Source organism: Shewanella sp. SM95 (genome assembly GCF_025653595.1).
Classification (GTDB): Bacteria; Pseudomonadota; Gammaproteobacteria; order Enterobacterales; family Shewanellaceae; genus Shewanella; species Shewanella oncorhynchi.
Map to the genome: position 1 here is coordinate 1 of NZ_JAKKSE010000013.1, position 17,015 is coordinate 17,015.

Here is a 17,015-nt window from a genome sequence, read left to right on the forward strand (position 1 = left end):
TCGAGACTAGGACGTTGATAGGCATGGTGTGTAAGCGTTGTGAGGCGTTGAGCTAACATGTACTAATGACTCGAGAGGCTTAACCATACAACCCAGATGGGTTTTACTGAAAATGTTCCAGACATTTTCTAGCACTTCCTCCTTCCATGGAGGTCGTACGAAAAGCCTTAGACAGAATATCGACACTTGATGAAGTTTGAACTCAAACAAAGAAAATCAGCTTTCCGAATTATTATTAGCGTGAGCCAGWGATGGACACGGTAATAAACAGAATTTGCTTGGTGACAATAGCCTTGTGGAACCACCTGATCCCATCCCGAACTCAGAAGTGAAACGCAAACGCGCCGATGGTAGTGTGGGGTCTCCCCATGTGAGAGTAGGTCATCGCCAAGCGCCTAATTATCTCATTGAGATGTAACCAAGCCAGCTGAATAAGCTGGCTTTTTTACGTCTGCAATTTGTTAAATCCAGCCTAGTGTCTATTCAATTAGTCAGTTTTCCTCCTATTTTTCTCTCCTTAACACTCTCTTTCACTCTTCATGACATCAATAATAAGTAATGGTTGTTGGTTATTTGTACGGTTATTTTGTCAATGCTCCGATTTTGCTACAGCGATCTTAGTTCTCGATCGAGCCTAGCTATTGCTATTAGTTAAGCGGTTACTTACCTTATGTTTTAATTTATTGGGGTAGATAAGGATCTGAGATGAAGTTAGAGATGATTTGCACTGGGGAAGAGGTGTTGGCGGGACAGATTGTTGATACCAACGCCGCTTGGTTTGCTAGTACTATGATGGAGCATGGTGTCGAGATCCAGCGTCGAGTAACCGTCGGCGATCGCCTTGAGGATCTGATTGCGGTTTTCCAAGAACGTAGCTTACATGCAGATGTGATTCTCGTTAATGGTGGTCTCGGGCCGACAAGTGATGATATGTCTGCTTTAGCGATGGCGAAGGCGAAGGGCGAACCATTGGTTGAGAATGCGGAGTGGCGTGAGCGTTTAGAGGAGTGGTTTACCCGTAATAACCGTGAAATGCCTTTAAGTAATCTCAAGCAAGCTATGCTACCAGCCTCAGCTGTGATGGTTGATAACCCCGTTGGAACCGCTTGTGGTTTTAGAGTTAAGCTTAACCGCGCTTGGTTATTCTTTACGCCTGGTGTGCCTTTTGAGCTGAAGCACATGGTTACAGAGCAGTTTGTGCCCTTTATTCGCGAAGAGTTTAACCTTGATGCTAAGGTCGCCTTAAAGAAACTATTGACCATAGGCCAAGGTGAGTCCGCTTTGGCAGATAAGTTAGAACCGCTAGAGCTGCCAGAAGGCATTACTATTGGTTACCGCTCTTCTATGCCGCATATTGAGATTAAGATTTTCGCCCGTGGCGAGAAGGCGATTGCGGTATTACCTCGCGTCGCTGGGCACATCAAAATGGTGCTGGGTACTGCGGTTGTGGCGGAAGATAAAGCCACCCTTGCCGAAGAAATTCATTATAAGCTGCTTAACTCAGGCTTGACCTTAAGCGTTGCCGAGTCTTGCACTGGCGGCATGATCACCAGTCAGTTAGTTGATTTCCCTGGCAGTTCATCTTACTTACAGCACGGATTAGTGACTTACAGTAATGAATCTAAAGTTCGCGTGTTAGGTGTTAATCCTTCAACCTTAGATGATCATGGTGCTGTCTCTATTGCGACTGTGGAAGAAATGGCTAAGGGGGCAAGGCAAATTTTAGATAGTGACTATGCACTGGCAACCAGTGGAATTGCGGGGCCCGATGGTGGCACAGATGAGAAACCTGTGGGCACTGTGGCGATCGCTTTAGCAACTCGCGGCGGTGTTTATAGTCAGATGATTAAACTACCGAGACGTTCACGGGATCTGGTACGGAGTTTAAGTGCTGCAGTGGCTTACGATATGCTAAGACGTGAGCTTTTAGCTGAAGCTGTGATCGTCGATTATCAGTCGATTGGGCGATTCAGTAAGTAACTCTTATACGGGCATATACCAGTTTAAACCCGCCAACAAAAATGCTCCCGAGGGAGCATTTTAACTTCTACAGAGATACAAAAATGGCAGATTATTTAGTGAACTTAAGCACTAATTTGCCTGGGGCAACTTGAATGCTTTCGGTCATTTTTGCCATCAGTGCTTGGTTACTGTCCTTGGTATCTAGTACATACACAGGCTGGTTTTCTAAGAATTGCCTTAGATAACCCATCACCTGCGGCGTGGCACTGCTAATCGCTTTTTCAATATCCTTGGGCGTTGATTCCACTTTGACTAATTCGAGTTGGCGCAGATAGACACTGTGCGTTGCGCTGTCATACCAAGGCTTGGCTTCGAAAGTCGTAGTGAGTTTGACACTCAATGGAAAGATCGGATTCTTAATTGATACTTGAGTTGTGGCACTTACGCTCATAGTGTCAGGTTTTGCACCTAGCTTGACACTGATGTCGTTAATGCGTACTTCTGCGCCAACTAATTGATTGCCTTGTTTAATCTCAAAATGGATCTCTTTACTGAGGTACTGCTCCATTTCGTGCTCGCTGATACTGTACTGCGAGACGCAGCCGCCAAGCAGTACAGTCAGTCCCAAGCAAATCGTGCGGGAAAGTTTTTTCATTAACCAGTGTTTCTCATACCCGCTGCCACACCTGCAATAGTCAGCATTAGCGCTAATTGCACATGTTCAGACGCAGGAGTTTCGGTTGTTTCCTTACGTGTCCGCGCTAATAGCTCGGTTTGTAAGAAGTTTAATGGATCGATATACGGATTTCGCAGTTTAACTGATTCGCGATTCCACGGTGTATGCGCCATTAAACTATCCGATTTTGTCAGCTCAAGCACGACTTTAATGCCCAGATCTAAGCGTTGGCGCAAGGTTTCGCCTAAGTGATGCAAGTCCTTAGGTACTAAACAGGTTTCGTAGTAGCGGGCCAAATTAGGTTCCGCCTTGGCGTAGACCATTTCTAGCATTGAAATGCGAGTGCTGAAGAAAGGCCATTCCCGTTCCATCTCTTGCAGTAAGCCCATTTCACCGCGTTCACAGGCGGCTTGAAGTGCTTCACCGGCGCCAAGCCATGCAGGTAACATCAAGCGGTTTTGCGACCAAGCAAAAATCCACGGAATTGCCCGTAGGCTTTCAATCCCGCCATCGACACGACGTTTAGCTGGGCGGCTGCCGAGTGGCAGTTTTCCTAATTCCACTTCTGGCGTTGCCGCGCGGAAATAAGCCACAAAATCAGGTTCATCACGCACTATGCCACGGTATGCACCCACTGATTCTTCAGCGATACGTTGCATGCAATTGCGCCATTCTTGCTTCGGCTCTGGCGGTGGTAATAGGGTTGCTTCCAATACGGCCGAGGTATACAGGGCCAAGCTTTGAACCGCGAGTTTTGGCAAGCCAAACTTGAAGCGGATCATTTCGCCCTGCTCAGTCACACGAATGCGGCCATCTACCGAACCTGGTGGTTGCGATAGGATAGCCTTGTGTGCAGGACCACCCCCGCGACCAATGCTGCCACCACGGCCATGGAATAGCGTAAGCTTGACGCCCGCTTGTTTACAGACCGCCACTAACTGCTCTTGAGCGTGATACTGAGCCCAAGCCGCCGCCATTACGCCGGCATCTTTAGCTGAGTCAGAGTAACCAATCATGACTTCTTGCATGCCTTTGGTATAACCACGATACCAGTCGATATCGAGCAAATCGGTAATACAGGCCGCGGCGTTGTTTAAGTCACTTAAGGTTTCAAACAGCGGTACTACACGCATTGGGTGCGAACAGCCCGTTTCTTTGAGTAACAGTAAAACCGTTAAGACATCTGATGGTTTACCCGCCATCGAAATCACATAGGATCCGAGTGCTTTTACCGGATGTTTAGCAATCAAACGACAGGTATTAAGCACTTCGGCCACATCGGCCGAGGGTTGCCAGTTACTTGGGATCAGTGGACGACGGTTGCTGAGTTCACGTAATAAGAAGGCTTGCTTCTCGGTTTCATCCCAATGGTTGAAATCACCCATGCCGAGATAGCGAGTTAACTCGGCGAGCACATCGCTGTGACGGCTGGCGTCTTGGCGAATGTCGAGCCTGAGCATATGAATGCCAAAACAGGCGAGACGGCGGAGAATGTCGAGCAATAAACCGTTGGCAATTAAGCGCATACCGCAGTCGGTCAAACTCTTATAAAGCATTTCTAACGGTGCTTTGAGATCGCTTTCTTGCCAAATCAGGCTCGACTTATCGACTTCAGGATTGTGGCCTTCGATGCGCGCATTTAAATAATCTATGGTGTCACGCAGTCTTTGACGAATAGATCGCAGCACGTGGCGGTAAGGTTCGCAGCTGTTATTGGTATAAGCCTTTAACTCATCATTGGCTTCTTCCATCGACAGTTCACCGACCAGCAGCACGATATCTTTTAAGAATAATCTGGCGGCTGCATGGCGGTTACGATCGAGCACCTCTTGGGTGACTTTGGCAGTTACAAACGGGTTGCCGTCGCGATCGCCGCCCATCCAGCTTGAAAAGCGCACTGGCGCTATATCAATCGGTAATTGCTGCCCTGTGCGTTGCTGCACTCGATCGTTAAGTTGTCTTAAGAAGTCAGGCACCGCATGCCAGAGTGACTCTTCAATGGTGGATAATCCCCAGCGAGCCTCATCTACTGGAGTTGGGCGCTCGCGGCGGATCTCATTGGTGTGCCATATTTGCGCAATTAATTGACGCAGGCGCAGATTGATCTGTTGACGTTCTCTATCCGACAGTTGGTCGTTTTCTTGCTCTGTTAAGCAGTCGACAATGGCGGCGTATTTTTGGATCAGGGTGCGACGGGATATTTCAGTGGGGTGCGCTGTTAGCACCAGATCAATATCCAGTGTTTTTAGACAGTCGAGCATTTTAGCTTGGTCGACACGACCATTGAGCATGCGTCCTAGAAGTTGTTCCACTGGGTCTGGCACGCAGACAAGTTCGTCGCAATTACGACTGATAGTATGAAATTGCTCGGATAAGTTAGCTAAGTTAAGAAATTGGTTAAAAGCTTTTGCAAAAGGGACTAATTCTTCGTCTGGCAAAGCTGTCAGTAACTCGAGCATTTGCTCTCTGGCGGCTTGGTCGCCTCGGCGTGAGTCTTTGGCAAGCTTACGGATCTGTTCAACCTTCTCAAGAAAAGAGTCCCCAAGATGGGTACGCATAGTATCGCCAAGGATTTGGCCTAACATACTCACGTTCGATCTTAATGACGCATACATATCTGTCATATTGTCTGCCATGGTTACTGACATAGTTACTCCGAATAGAAAAACATGAAAATTCCGCTGTGCATTTAGCCCGTTAGCACAATACCTATCACTTGGGGCTATGGTCAACAGCAGAACTTATAACTTATACGACTGGCTTATCCGATATGCAACCAATCACGGTATTTGATGAAGAATATTCAATAGAAATGCGAAGTCACGCAATATTTTTTGATGATTAGTGCAAGTGAATATGAAGTGCATCATTTTATGCTTTGCAGACATGTATCTTAGCTGTTAATGAAAAGGACTGATTTGGCTCATATTGACCCTGGATAACTGAGTTATTAACGAGTTAGCTGAGTGGGCGGCGTGTTTTCGATATCCCAGTTTGAGCTTAAAATATGAAAATAAATTAAAAATATATATTCACATATATTGCATAAGTAGATCTTTGTGGTAGTCTAGCCATCAGTTGAGATGAGTCACCCCCTGTGACCTGTAGAGTGAATATCATGATGTACAGTATTAGCCTGACAGTGAATAAAATAACAACCTATTACGATTTCCTGCGACGATAGTCTTGTCATCATAGATATGCGCGGTTGCGTGTAAGCTATTCATCTACTCTTTAAGTTTCTTTGATTCGGTTAATAAGACAAAAAACATGAAAAATATCGCCATTATTGGTGCCAGTGGTTACACAGGCGCGCAATTGACCGCTTTAATCCATGCAGAAGCAGAACTGACGATTCAAGGGTTGTATGTTTCTGAAAACAGTTTAGATAAAGGTAAGCCTTTAGCGGATTTGTATCCTAGCTATAGCCATATCGCATTAACGCTGTCGCCATTGTCCGATGAAGCTAAGGTAAAAATCGTTGCCGAAGCCGATGCCGTGGTGTTAGCGACTGAGCACTCGGTGAGCCTGCATTTAGCGGCTTGGTTTTATAGCCAAGGGTTAGCGGTATTCGATTTAAGCGGTGCCTATCGTTTCAGTGATGTGGCGCAATATCCGAAGTGGTATGGCTTTGAGCATGAATATCCTGAAGTTTTAGCCAAAGCCGTGTATGGCCTTGCCGAATGGAATACTAAAGAAATCGCTGCGACTAAGATGATTGCCGTGCCAGGTTGTTACCCGACCGCATCATTGACAGCGTTAAAACCGCTAGCGAGTTTACTGACATCGGCTTATCCGGTAATCAATGCCGTGAGCGGCGTAACAGGGGCGGGCCGTAAAGCGCAGTTACACACCAGTTTTTGTGAAGTGAGCCTGACACCTTACGGCGTATTAGGCCACAGACATCAACCCGAGATCGCCACTCAGCTTGGCCAAGAAGTGATATTTACACCGCACCTTGGTAACTTTAAGCGTGGCATTTTAGCGACCATTACCGTACAGCTAAAACCAGGCACTACGACTGCCGATGTGGCCGCGGCCTATAGTGTGTATGACAAGGCGCCATTGGTAACTGTAAAGCACAATCAGTTCCCGAAAGTGGACGATGTGGTGCTGACACCTAACTGCCACTTAGGTTGGAAGTTTGATGAGAATAGCGGTTACTTAGTGGTAGCCAGTGCCATCGATAACTTGATGAAAGGTGCTGCCAGCCAAGCGCTGCAATGCATAAAGATTCATTTTAACCTTTAATTGTTCATCCTTATTTAAGAGAGTCGTCAAGATGTCTACAAACAACTCAGTATTAGTGCTTAAAGTGGGCGGCGCGCTGCTGCAATGTGAAATGGGGATGGCGCGATTGATGGATACGGCTGCGGCTATGTTAGCCAATGGTCAGCAAGTGTTGATGGTACATGGCGGCGGCTGTCTGGTGGATGAGCAGTTAGCGGCTAATGGTATGGAGACCGTCAAGTTAGAAGGTTTACGTGTGACTCCGCCAGAGCAAATGCCGATTATTGCCGGCGCACTTGCTGGCACTTCGAACAAAATCCTTCAAGGCGCAGCGACTAAGGCTGGCATTGTGAGTGTGGGTATGAGTCTTGCCGATGGCAATACTGTTTCGGCTAAGATTAAAGATGAGCGTTTAGGCCTTGTTGGCGAAGTCACGCCAAACGATGGCACTTATCTTAAGTTTATCCTCGAGCAAGGTTGGATGCCGATTTGTAGCTCTATCGCCATGATGGACGATGGTCAAATGCTTAACGTCAATGCTGACCAAGCGGCGACGGCCTTAGCTAAATTAGTGGGCGGCAAGTTAGTGCTGCTGTCGGATGTTTCTGGGGTGCTCGATGGTAAAGGCCAGCTCATCCATAGTTTAAATGGCAAGCAGATAGCAGACCTTGTTAAGCAAGGTGTGATCGAAAAGGGAATGAAGGTCAAAGTTGAAGCTGCGCTCGAAGTAGCACAGTGGATGGGGCAGGCGGTACAAGTTGCCTCGTGGCGTGATGCAAGCCAATTAATCGCATTAGCAAAAGGTGAAGCCGTAGGAACACAAATCCAACCATAAGTGGAGTAGGTTATGAAGCATTTACTATCGATAAAAGACTTAACCCAGCAGCAGTTACAGGATCTAATTGCCTTGGCAAAAACGATCAAAGCCAATCCGGCTGAGTATCGTCATGCGCTGGATGGCAAGAGTGTGGTGATGTTATTTGAAAAGCCCTCACTCAGAACACGCGTTAGCTTTGATATCGGTATTAATAAGCTCGGTGGCCACTGTTTATACCTAGACCAGCAAAATGGTGAACTGGGAAAACGGGAATCGGTTGCTGACTTTGCTTCTAACCTGTCATGTTGGGCCGACGCAATTGTGGCGAGAACCTATTCACACACCACCATTGAACAATTAGCCGAGTTCGGCTCAGTGCCCGTGATCAATGCGCTGTCGGATCTTTATCATCCTTGCCAAGCCTTAGCTGACTTTTTAACTCTGGCAGAGCAGTTTGAGGATGTCAGTAAAGCTAAATTAGCTTATGTTGGTGATGGTAATAATGTCACTAACTCGCTGATGTACTGTGCGGCTATTCTCGGTGCCACCATGACAGTGATCTGCCCAGCGGGTCACTTTCCTGATGGCTACGTAGTGGCAGAAGTGCAAGAGCTCGCCAAACGATATGGCGGCAAGATAGTGCTGACCTCAGATATCGATGCGATTGAAGGCCACGATGCGATTTATACCGATACTTGGATTTCCATGGGCGACCCAACGCCTTTGTCGGATATCAAAGCGAAGTTTGCACCATACCAAGTAAACAAAGCTTTGATGGCGAAAGCGGGCGCTAACTTCTTTATGCATTGTTTGCCCGCCCACCGTGGTGTAGAAGTAACAGATGAAGTGATGGACGGTGCAGGATCCTTAATTCTGCAACAAGCCGAAAATCGGATGCATGCCCAAAATGCGGTACTGGTAACCTTATTTAGTTAAATTAACCCTGTTTAGCAGCCTGTTTTCTCCTTGAGAGAAACGAGTCATAGGAATTTAAGATGTCTATCGAGATAAAAAATACTGGCGTGAAAAAAGTGGTTTTAGCCTATTCAGGTGGTCTAGATACCTCGGCCATTATTCCTTGGTTAAAAGAAAACTACGATAACTGCGAAATCATCGCATTCTGCGCCGACGTCGGCCAAGGCGAAGAAGAGCTGGTTGGCTTGACTGAAAAAGCTTTAGCTTCAGGTGCTTCTGAATGTCATATCGTCGATCTAAAAGAAGAATTCGTTAAAGACTATATCTACCCAACGATTGCGAGCGGTGCGATTTACGAAGGCACTTATTTACTCGGTACGTCAATGGCGCGTCCTATCATTGCTAAAGCGCAAGTTGAAGTGGCTCGTAAAGTGGGCGCAGATGCTCTGTGCCACGGTTGTACTGGTAAAGGGAACGACCAAGTGCGTTTCGAAGGTTGCTTCGCCGCATTAGCACCTGATTTAAAAGTGATTGCACCATGGCGTGAATGGACTATGCAGAGCCGTGAAGATCTGCTGGCCTATTTAGCTGAACGTGACATCAAGACGTCAGCGTCAGCGACTAAAATCTATAGCCGTGATGCCAACGCTTTCCATATTTCCCATGAAGGTGGTGAGTTAGAAGATCCATGGAACGAGCCAAGCAAAGGCGTATGGACACTGACTGCCGATCCTGAAGATGCACCGAACAAGCCTGAATATGTGTCGCTAGAAGTAGAACATGGCCGTATCACTAAAGTGAATGGTGAAGCCCTAACGCCTTATGCTGCACTGATGACATTAAACGCCATTGCTGCGCCACACGGTGTGGGTCGTATCGACATTACCGAAAACCGTTTAGTCGGCATGAAGTCTCGCGGTTGTTACGAAACACCCGGCGGCACTGTGATGTTCGCAGCACTACGTGCAATTGAAGAGCTTGTACTCGACAAGACTAGCCGTAACTGGCGTGAGCAAGTTGCCGCACAAATGGCGCATTTAGTGTATGACGGCCGTTGGTTCACGCCACTGTGTAAGTCACTGCTGGCAGCATCTGAGTCACTGGCTGAATCAGTTAACGGTGAAGTTGTGGTAAAACTCTACAAAGGCCAAGCGAGCGCAGTGAAGAAACGTTCACCTAACAGCTTGTACTCTGAAGCGTTTGCCACCTTTGGTGAAGATCAAGTTTACGATCAAAAACATGCAGAAGGCTTTATCCGCCTGTACTCATTAGCGAGCCGCATCCGCGCACTCAACGCTAATGATGTAAAGTCTAAGTAATAGGTCGTTTAAAAGGGCGCCTAGCGCCCTTTTTTGTTTTTAGGTTTTGATTGAGTTTTTGATTCAGATGAGTCGATTTCAAATAAGCAGTGAGTAAGGGGAGTTAGCATGGCTTTATGGGGTGGAAGATTTCAGGGCGAAACGAGCGCGCTATTCAAATTATTCAACGATTCGTTACCCGTGGATTATCGCTTGTTCGAACAGGATGTGGTCGGCTCCATTGCTTGGGCGGATGCGATTGCCAGCGTGGGAATTATCTCGGCAACTGAATGCAGCGACTTGAAAAAAGCGCTCAATGATTTGCTGGTGGAAGTGCAGGGCGATCCGGCGATTATTCTCGCCTCGGGCGCTGAAGATATTCACAGTTTCGTCGAGTCGGCCTTGATTGCCAAAGTGGGCGATCTCGGTAAGAAATTGCACACTGGTCGTAGTCGTAACGATCAAGTTGCCACCGATTTAAAGCTTTGGTGTCAATCCGAAGGCAAAGCATTACTCGCGCGCCTTCAAGGTTTACATGCTGAATTACTGGCGTTGGCTGAGCGTGAATTTGATGCGGTAATGCCGGGTTATACTCACTTGCAGCGCGCGCAACCTGTGACATTTGGTCACTGGTGTTTAGCGTATGTGGAAATGACTGAGCGGGATATCAGCCGTTTAGCCGATGCGTTAACCCGCGCGAATACCTGTCCATTAGGTTCAGGCGCCCTTGCGGGCACAGCTTATAAGATGGATCGACATGCTCTGGCCGCGGCGCTGAATTTTGCCTCGCCAACGCTGAATAGCTTAGATAGCGTATCAGACAGAGATCACGTGGTAGAGCTTTGTTCAACCGCATCGATCAGCATGATGCACTTAAGCCGTATGGCCGAAGATCTGATCTTCTTTAACTCGGGTGAGGCAAATTTTATTTCCCTGAGTGATGAAGTAACTTCGGGTTCATCCCTGATGCCACAGAAGAAAAATCCAGACGCATTAGAGCTTATCCGTGGCAAAACTGGCCGGGTTTATGGCAGCTTAGTGGGCATTCTCACTACGATGAAAGCGCTACCTTTGGCGTACAACAAAGATATGCAGGAAGATAAAGAAGGCCTGTTTGACGTGGTCGATAGTTGGGCAATTTGCCTCGATATGGCGGCGTTAGTGTTGTCAGGTTTGAAGGTCAATCGCCCTAATGCGCTGTTAGCGGCACAGCAAGGTTATGCAAATTCTACTGAGCTTGCGGATTATCTCGTGTCTAAAGGCATGCCTTTCCGTGAGGCGCACCATGTTGTGGGTGAAGTCGTGGTTGCTGCGATAGCGAAGCAAATTCCGCTTGAGGATTTCTCCTTGGCCGAATTAAAAACTTTTGCCGCTATCATTGAAGATGATGTCTATCCAAACCTGACTATTGAAGCTTGTTTAGCGAAACGTGACGTGCTCGGTGGTACTGCATTGCCACAAATTCAGCAGGCGATTGCGGCCAAGAAAGTACGTTAGCGAGTTATTCAAATCCACAATTCAAGCCAATAAAAAACGCGACCTAATGTCGCGTTTTTTATTGGGCCACAATTAGTGGTAATGAATTTTTAGCATTTGTTTATTGGAATAAATCATCGGTTGGTGCATCGATGAATAAATTGTTTTCATCCTGAGTTTCGCTGATGTATTCCTTCGGCTCTGTACCTGAAATAAAGTACTCGAACGCACTGGTATAGTCGGTTTTTCGAGTAAGTTTACCCGTCGCTAAATCAATGCGTACCGAAACTATGCCTTCTGGCGGAATCGAGGTTGTCTCAGGAGTGCCTTGTAAGACACTGTTCATAAACTCGTTCCAGCCTGGACCTGCTGTTTTCGCACCCGCTTCGGCGCCAGTTATCTGATCTTTTTCGCCGTTTGCATTCCATGCGGTTCTGCCCAGTTGGCGACCGTGATCGTCGAAACCGACCCAGAAAGTGCTAGTGATGACTGGGCTAAAACCACTGAACCAAGTGTCGCGCGATTCGTTTGTGGTACCCGTTTTACCTGCAATATCATGGCGCTTAATCAATTTTGCTGCGCGCCAAGCCGTACCTTGCCAACCCGTGCCTTTACTCCAATCGCCGCCGCCCCAGATCACGCTCTTCAGTGCTTCGGTAATGAGGAATGCCGTTTGCTCTGAAATAATTTGCGGAGCGTAGCGACCGGTTTGATCGAAACACTGCGCAACAGGTGCACTAGGCTCAGCACCAGAGTCTCCACTTACGCTGAACGCCACAGGATCGCTCGGTGTAACTGGTTGGTTAAGACTTTGGCTAGGCTTACAGGCCAATGTAGGGTTCGCTTTTTCGATAACATTGCCGTAAGCATCTTCTACGCGATCAATATAGAAAGGTTCGAGTAAGAAACCGCCGTTAGCAAATACGTTAAATGCAGTAACCACTTGCAATGGCGTGACTGAAGACGAACCTAATGCAATCGATTCGTTGCGAGGTAAGTCGTTAGGATCAAAACCAAATTCAACGAGTTGAGCAATGGTTTCGTCGAGTCCGACATGTCGCATTGCACGCACAGACATAACGTTAATAGATTGCGCTAAACCCACACGTAAACGAGTGGGGCCTCCATAGATATCGGGTGAGTTTTTAGGGCGCCATGCAGTGCCTTGGCTGATATCGGGTTTATTAATTGGCGCATTGTCTATGAGGGTCGCTAAGGTAAAGCCTTTCTCTAATGCTGCGGCATAGATGAAAGGTTTAATATTCGAACCTAATTGACGTTTCGCTTGAGTCACTCGGTTGTATTGGCTTTGGCTAAAGCTATAACCACCAACTAAAGTGCGAATAGCACCATTTTTGGGGTCGAGTGATACTGTTGCGCTGGCGACTTCTGGTACTTGCGATAGTTGCAAATATTGGCCGTTATCACGGATCCAAATACGCTCGCCGACCTTGAGTATGTCAGAAGCTGATTTCGGTACACTGCCTTGACGCTTATCAGTAATAAACTTACGTGCCCACTTCAATCCATCCCAAGTAATGACTTTAGTTTCGCCTTTGGCGGTCATTATACTTGCTTGCTGATCTGCAATGCTGATGACTGCGGCGGGTTGCAATTCTTGTACTGAAGCAATCTTGGCTAGTTCAGTTTTGATTTGAGCAGATTCAGGTTTTTCGTCCGTCCACAACACGGCAGCAGGACCACGGTAGCCATGGCGTTCATCATAGGCATAGACGTTATTACGCAGTGCCTGTTGAGCTTTAAGTTGTAGATCCGATGAGATAGTCGTATAGACGTTGTAGCCATTGGTATAGGCTTCTTCTTCACCGTACTTCTGTACCATGTAATCCCGAGCCATTTCAGAAATATAAGGGGCATAGAGATCAATTTCAGCGCCATGATATCTGGCTACCAATTGCTCTTGTAGTGCCGCTTGGTATTCGGTTTGGCTGATGTAGCCGACTTCATTCATCCGCATGAGGACGACATTACGGCGAGCTAATGCACGCGAAGGTGACGTGATTGGATTGAGTGTAGAGGGCGCCTTGGGTAGGCCTGCAATAACGGCCAGTTCAGATAAGCTGAGTTCCTGCACGTTTTTACCGAAATACACTTGCGCAGCAGCCCCAACACCGTAGGCCCGTTGGCCTAAGTAAATGCGGTTTACGTAGAGCTCTAAAATTTCATCTTTGGTGAGTAACTCTTCAATATGATAGGAGATAAAAATCTCCTTCACTTTACGAATAATAGTCTTATCTCGGGTTAAGAAGAAGTTACGTGCGACTTGCATGGTAATCGTACTCGCACCTTGCTTTTTCTCACCAGTGGTCAACATCACTAATGCGGCGCGAAGCACGCCAACAGGGTCTATACCACCATGTTCATAAAAGCGGGCATCTTCGGTTGCGATAAACGCCTGTAGCAGAGGTTTTGGCACTTCGTCTAACGTTAGTGGAATGCGACGTTTCTCACCGAATTGAGAAATAAGTTTGCCGTCACTACTGTAAATACGTAAAGGTGTTTGAAGTTGCACATTTTTTAGTGTTGAAACATCCGGTAAATCCGGCAAAACATAAAAGTATGCTGCCACAATGGCGCCTACGCCCAAAAGGGCTAGACTGAATAGTGCTATAACAATACGTTTTAACCACTTCACCAAAATTTATCCTAATGTTCTGTTAAGTGCGACAGTATATAAGGCGCACACGTCTTGGTGAAGTAAAAACGTGAGACTCACAAAATAGCATTTGTAAAATGATGAAACATTCGATACAAGTAAGTATAACAAGTTGATTTTGTGCTAATCTCTTTTACTGAAATATAAATAAAAAAGTGACAATGGATATGCTTTCAAATTTATGGAAGCGTCAGGCTCCGCAGATGGTGGGAATCGATATCGGTTCCCATGAAGTTAAGGCCATTTTGTTGAGTAAGACTGCTGACGGATACAAAATATTGAGTCATGCCGCGGTACCCATTAAGAAGGGGGCCGTTAACGATCATGATATTCGTGATGCTGATGCCGTTGTTGAATGCCTTAAGCAAATAAAACGTAGCCTGCCTAAATCCGTTAAATATGCCGCTGTTTCTGTTTCGGGTTCTGCTGTGATGACGAAAGTGATCTACATGGATGCCTCCCTTAGTGAGGAAGAAATGGAGGCACAGATAGAAATTGAAGCCGATAACCTTATTCCGTATTCACTCGATGAAGTTAGCATAGATTTTGAAACGCTAAACGTAAACAGTACCGATCCTACTAAAGTTGATGTGCTGTTGAGCGCATGCCGCACTGATAATATTGATGTCAGAGTCGATGCGCTGGATAGCGTGGAACTTGAGGCTAAAGTGGTGGATGTTGAAGGTTACGCTTTAGGTCGAGCTGCCGAGTTAATTCTGGCTCAGCTTCCAGAAGGAGCGAAACATAAAGCCGTCGCTATGGTTGATATCGGCGCGAATATGACGACTTTCTCTGTGGTTGAATCGGGTGAGACGACTTTTATTCGTGAGCAAGCTTTCGGTGGTGAGCAATTTACTCAGTCGATATTATCCTTCTATGGCATGTCTTATGATCAAGCTGAGAAAGCAAAGATTGAAGGCGACTTACCACGAAATTATATGTTTGAAGTTTTGTCACCTTTTCAAACTCAGCTATTACAACAAATAAAACGTACGCTGCAGATTTATTGCACTTCCAGCGGTAAAGATAAAGTCGACTACCTCGTATTATGCGGTGGAACATCTAAATTAGAAGGTATGGCTAATTTACTGACGAATGAATTGGGTGTTCACACTATTATCGCCGATCCTTTTCAAGGGTGTTTGCATGCCGATGAGTCGGTTAAAAGTGCGCTGCAACCTACAATCAGCAAATATATGGTTGCTTGTGGCTTAGCATTGAGGAGTTACGGTCAATGGCGAACATAAACCTACTCCCTTGGCGAGAAGAGGCGAGAGAAAAACAAAAGCGCGACTATATTGGTATTTTAGCGGCAGTATTTTTAGCGTCGGCGATTTTAGTCTATGTCGCAGTATCTTTATTAGATGTTATGACAGATGAGCAAAAAGCACGTAACGCTTATTTGCAATCGGAAATCAGTCTGCTTGAAACACAAATTTCTGAGATCAAGAAAATTACTGAACGTAAGAAAGATATTGAGCGGCGTACAGAAATTATTCTTAATCTACAGCAATCCCGTAATTTGCCTACTCACGTATTAGATGAGCTTGTTCGAATTGTACCTCCAGGAATATATCTGTCTAGCCTAGAGAAAAAGGGCAGTTTGTTGCTGATTGAAGGGCGTAGTGAATCGAACAATAACGTCGCCAACATGATGCGAAAAGTGAAAACTTCCGAATGGTTAACCGATCCTAATATGCAATCGATCGTGACCCAAAATGAAGAGTTACGGCAATTACAGCGTTTTAGTTTGAGAGTCACTATTAAAGGCGCGAGTGTAGATGAGCCTGAGAAAATGACAAAAGGAGCGAGTAAATGAAACTCGATCTAAGTCAATTTAATGATATCGACTTTGAAAATATTGGTGGTTGGCCAAATCAAGTTAAAACCTTTTTTGCGATCCTTTTAGCACTCTGTGTTTTTGCTGCGGGATATTTCTTGGTCGTCTCCGATTCGGTAGATATTTATACCGCAGAGCAAGATAAAGAAGTGCAGCTCAGAGATGATTTCAAGAATAAGTATCAACTTGCGGCAAATTTAAAACTCTACCGAGAGCAGCTAGCGACGATGGAAGTGCAGTTTGCAGAGTTACTGAAGATGCTGCCCTCTGAAAATGAAATGCCAGGTTTGCTAGACGATTTAACTTTTGTCGCTACGGATGCAGGACTCAAAATTAATAGTTTGAATTGGGAGGCCGAAATTCAGCGGGATTTCTATATTGAGTTTCCAATTAAAATGTCTGTGACGGGAGATTACCATCAGCTAGGTAGTATGGTGAGTGGTGTCGCTAAGCTGCCGCGTATCGTTAGCCTCCATGATTTCACCATTAAGCGAGATGAAGCCGGCAACTTAGCAATGGATATCTTAGCCAAGACATACCGCTTTAAAGAAGGGGCTGAATTACCGCCAGAAAAACCTGCTAATAAGGGGAAGAAATAATGAAATTCTTACCTTTGTTAGCCTTGAGTCTTTTTTTAATGGGTTGTGTTGGCGATCGTAGTGATTTAGAGCTATTTGTTACTACAACCAAAGCGCAACACGTTGCTCATATCCCGCCCTTGAAAGAGCCGCCAAGATTTGAGCATTTTGCCTATCAAGCCGAATTAATGCGTAGCCCTTTTGTACCACCTTCGCGTGAGTTAACGGAAGAAGTTGTTGATACCAGCAAAGATTGTTTACAACCGGACTTAAAGCGTCGAAAAGGACGATTAGAAACTTATCCTTTAGATAATTTAAAAATGCGTGGCACCTTAAGTGAAGCCGATACAACTTGGGCGTTAGTTGAAACAAATGACGGCAGTGTTTATCGGATGGGCGTTGGTGAGTATTTAGGTCTGTTTAATGGACGCATTTCTAAAGTTACTTCACAAAATGTCGAAGTAGTAGAATTAATTCCAGATGGTTCAGGTTGTTGGTCCGAAAGGACGAGCAATTTAGAACTTTCTGGAGAATAACGAGCGAAGG

General features: G+C 46.0%; 13 protein-coding genes and 2 rRNA genes. 12 read left to right on the plus strand and 3 right to left on the minus strand.

The annotated features are described in order from the left end of the window. The 3 genes from L5M29_RS14260 to L5M29_RS14270 form a co-directional block, all read left to right on the plus strand. Positions 1-87 (plus strand): 23S ribosomal RNA (locus L5M29_RS14260); the annotation flags it as partial. A gap of 190 nt (positions 88-277) precedes the next feature. Further along, positions 278-393 (plus strand): 5S ribosomal RNA (gene rrf, locus L5M29_RS14265). A 312-nt stretch (positions 394-705) separates the two neighbouring features. Then, positions 706-1,980: a CinA family nicotinamide mononucleotide deamidase-related protein gene (locus tag L5M29_RS14270; RefSeq protein WP_219251827.1), complete on the plus strand. Its 1,275-nt coding sequence runs from the start codon at positions 706-708 to the stop codon at positions 1,978-1,980. A 91-nt stretch (positions 1,981-2,071) separates the two neighbouring features. Here the strand turns inward: L5M29_RS14270 and L5M29_RS14275 are convergent, their stop codons facing one another. Together L5M29_RS14275 and ppc are read right to left on the minus strand one after the other, a co-directional pair. Next, positions 2,072-2,617 (minus strand): DUF1439 domain-containing protein, encoded by a 546-nt coding sequence (locus L5M29_RS14275; RefSeq protein WP_263168366.1) that lies wholly within the window; start codon positions 2,615-2,617, stop codon positions 2,072-2,074. Continuing rightward, positions 2,617-5,286, minus strand: coding sequence for a phosphoenolpyruvate carboxylase (gene ppc / locus L5M29_RS14280; protein ID WP_263168367.1), 2,670 nt, complete (start codon positions 5,284-5,286; stop codon positions 2,617-2,619). The genes L5M29_RS14275 and ppc overlap by 1 nt, the downstream gene beginning before the upstream one ends. Positions 5,287-5,908: 622 nt before the next feature. Here ppc and argC point away from each other — a divergent pair. The 5 genes from argC (at position 5,909) to argH (ending at position 11,395) form a co-directional block, all read left to right on the plus strand. Beyond that, positions 5,909-6,889, plus strand: a complete 981-nt coding sequence (argC, locus tag L5M29_RS14285; protein WP_212601370.1) for an N-acetyl-gamma-glutamyl-phosphate reductase — start codon at positions 5,909-5,911, stop codon at positions 6,887-6,889. Positions 6,890-6,920: 31 nt separating this feature from the next. After that, positions 6,921-7,703: an acetylglutamate kinase gene (gene argB / locus L5M29_RS14290; RefSeq protein ID WP_212601371.1), complete on the plus strand. Its 783-nt coding sequence runs from the start codon at positions 6,921-6,923 to the stop codon at positions 7,701-7,703. A 12-nt stretch (positions 7,704-7,715) separates the two neighbouring features. Continuing rightward, the gene (locus tag L5M29_RS14295; RefSeq protein WP_105250543.1) at positions 7,716-8,621 is read left to right on the plus strand and encodes an ornithine carbamoyltransferase; all 906 of its coding nucleotides are present in this window, start codon (positions 7,716-7,718) and stop codon (positions 8,619-8,621) included. Positions 8,622-8,680: 59 nt separating this feature from the next. After that, positions 8,681-9,919: an argininosuccinate synthase gene (locus tag L5M29_RS14300; protein WP_173248114.1), complete on the plus strand. Its 1,239-nt coding sequence runs from the start codon at positions 8,681-8,683 to the stop codon at positions 9,917-9,919. Positions 9,920-10,027: 108 nt separating this feature from the next. Beyond that, a complete protein-coding gene (gene argH, locus L5M29_RS14305) occupies positions 10,028-11,395 on the plus strand; it encodes an argininosuccinate lyase (RefSeq protein ID WP_263168368.1) in 1,368 nt (455 codons plus the stop codon). A gap of 100 nt (positions 11,396-11,495) precedes the next feature. Here the strand turns inward: argH and L5M29_RS14310 are convergent, their stop codons facing one another. Further along, entirely contained in the window at positions 11,496-14,030 is a 2,535-nt protein-coding gene (locus tag L5M29_RS14310) for a penicillin-binding protein 1A (RefSeq protein WP_263168369.1), read from the minus strand. A gap of 188 nt (positions 14,031-14,218) precedes the next feature. Between L5M29_RS14310 and L5M29_RS14315 the strand changes: the two genes are divergently transcribed. The 4 genes from L5M29_RS14315 to L5M29_RS14330 are packed head-to-tail and all read left to right on the plus strand — an operon-like array spanning position 14,219 to position 17,005. After that, a complete protein-coding gene (locus L5M29_RS14315) occupies positions 14,219-15,298 on the plus strand; it encodes a pilus assembly protein PilM (RefSeq protein WP_105253014.1) in 1,080 nt (359 codons plus the stop codon). Continuing rightward, positions 15,286-15,870, plus strand: coding sequence for a PilN domain-containing protein (locus L5M29_RS14320; protein ID WP_105250539.1), 585 nt, complete (start codon positions 15,286-15,288; stop codon positions 15,868-15,870). The genes L5M29_RS14315 and L5M29_RS14320 overlap by 13 nt, the downstream gene beginning before the upstream one ends. After that, complete coding sequence (locus L5M29_RS14325) at positions 15,867-16,490, plus strand: type 4a pilus biogenesis protein PilO (protein ID WP_173496129.1); 624 nt, start codon at positions 15,867-15,869, stop codon at positions 16,488-16,490. Before L5M29_RS14320 ends, L5M29_RS14325 begins: the two co-directional genes overlap by 4 nt. After that, positions 16,490-17,005: a pilus assembly protein PilP gene (locus L5M29_RS14330; protein ID WP_105250537.1), complete on the plus strand. Its 516-nt coding sequence runs from the start codon at positions 16,490-16,492 to the stop codon at positions 17,003-17,005. The genes L5M29_RS14325 and L5M29_RS14330 overlap by 1 nt, the downstream gene beginning before the upstream one ends. The last annotated feature ends 10 nt before the right edge of the window (positions 17,006-17,015 follow it).

Bases quoted from the DNA above. Each gene is read 5' to 3' on its own strand.
- L5M29_RS14270 (WP_219251827.1), top strand. From the start codon at position 706: ATGAAGTTAGAGATGATTTGCACTGGGGAAGAGGTGTTGGCGGGACAG.
- L5M29_RS14275 (WP_263168366.1), bottom strand. From the start codon at position 2,617: ATGAAAAAACTTTCCCGCACGATTTGCTTGGGACTGACTGTACTGCTT.
- ppc (WP_263168367.1), bottom strand. From the start codon at position 5,286: ATGTCAGTAACCATGGCAGACAATATGACAGATATGTATGCGTCATTA.
- argC (WP_212601370.1), top strand. From the start codon at position 5,909: ATGAAAAATATCGCCATTATTGGTGCCAGTGGTTACACAGGCGCGCAA.
- argB (WP_212601371.1), top strand. From the start codon at position 6,921: ATGTCTACAAACAACTCAGTATTAGTGCTTAAAGTGGGCGGCGCGCTG.
- L5M29_RS14295 (WP_105250543.1), top strand. From the start codon at position 7,716: ATGAAGCATTTACTATCGATAAAAGACTTAACCCAGCAGCAGTTACAG.
- L5M29_RS14300 (WP_173248114.1), top strand. From the start codon at position 8,681: ATGTCTATCGAGATAAAAAATACTGGCGTGAAAAAAGTGGTTTTAGCC.
- argH (WP_263168368.1), top strand. From the start codon at position 10,028: ATGGCTTTATGGGGTGGAAGATTTCAGGGCGAAACGAGCGCGCTATTC.
- L5M29_RS14315 (WP_105253014.1), top strand. From the start codon at position 14,219: ATGCTTTCAAATTTATGGAAGCGTCAGGCTCCGCAGATGGTGGGAATC.
- L5M29_RS14320 (WP_105250539.1), top strand. From the start codon at position 15,286: ATGGCGAACATAAACCTACTCCCTTGGCGAGAAGAGGCGAGAGAAAAA.
- L5M29_RS14325 (WP_173496129.1), top strand. From the start codon at position 15,867: ATGAAACTCGATCTAAGTCAATTTAATGATATCGACTTTGAAAATATT.
- L5M29_RS14330 (WP_105250537.1), top strand. From the start codon at position 16,490: ATGAAATTCTTACCTTTGTTAGCCTTGAGTCTTTTTTTAATGGGTTGT.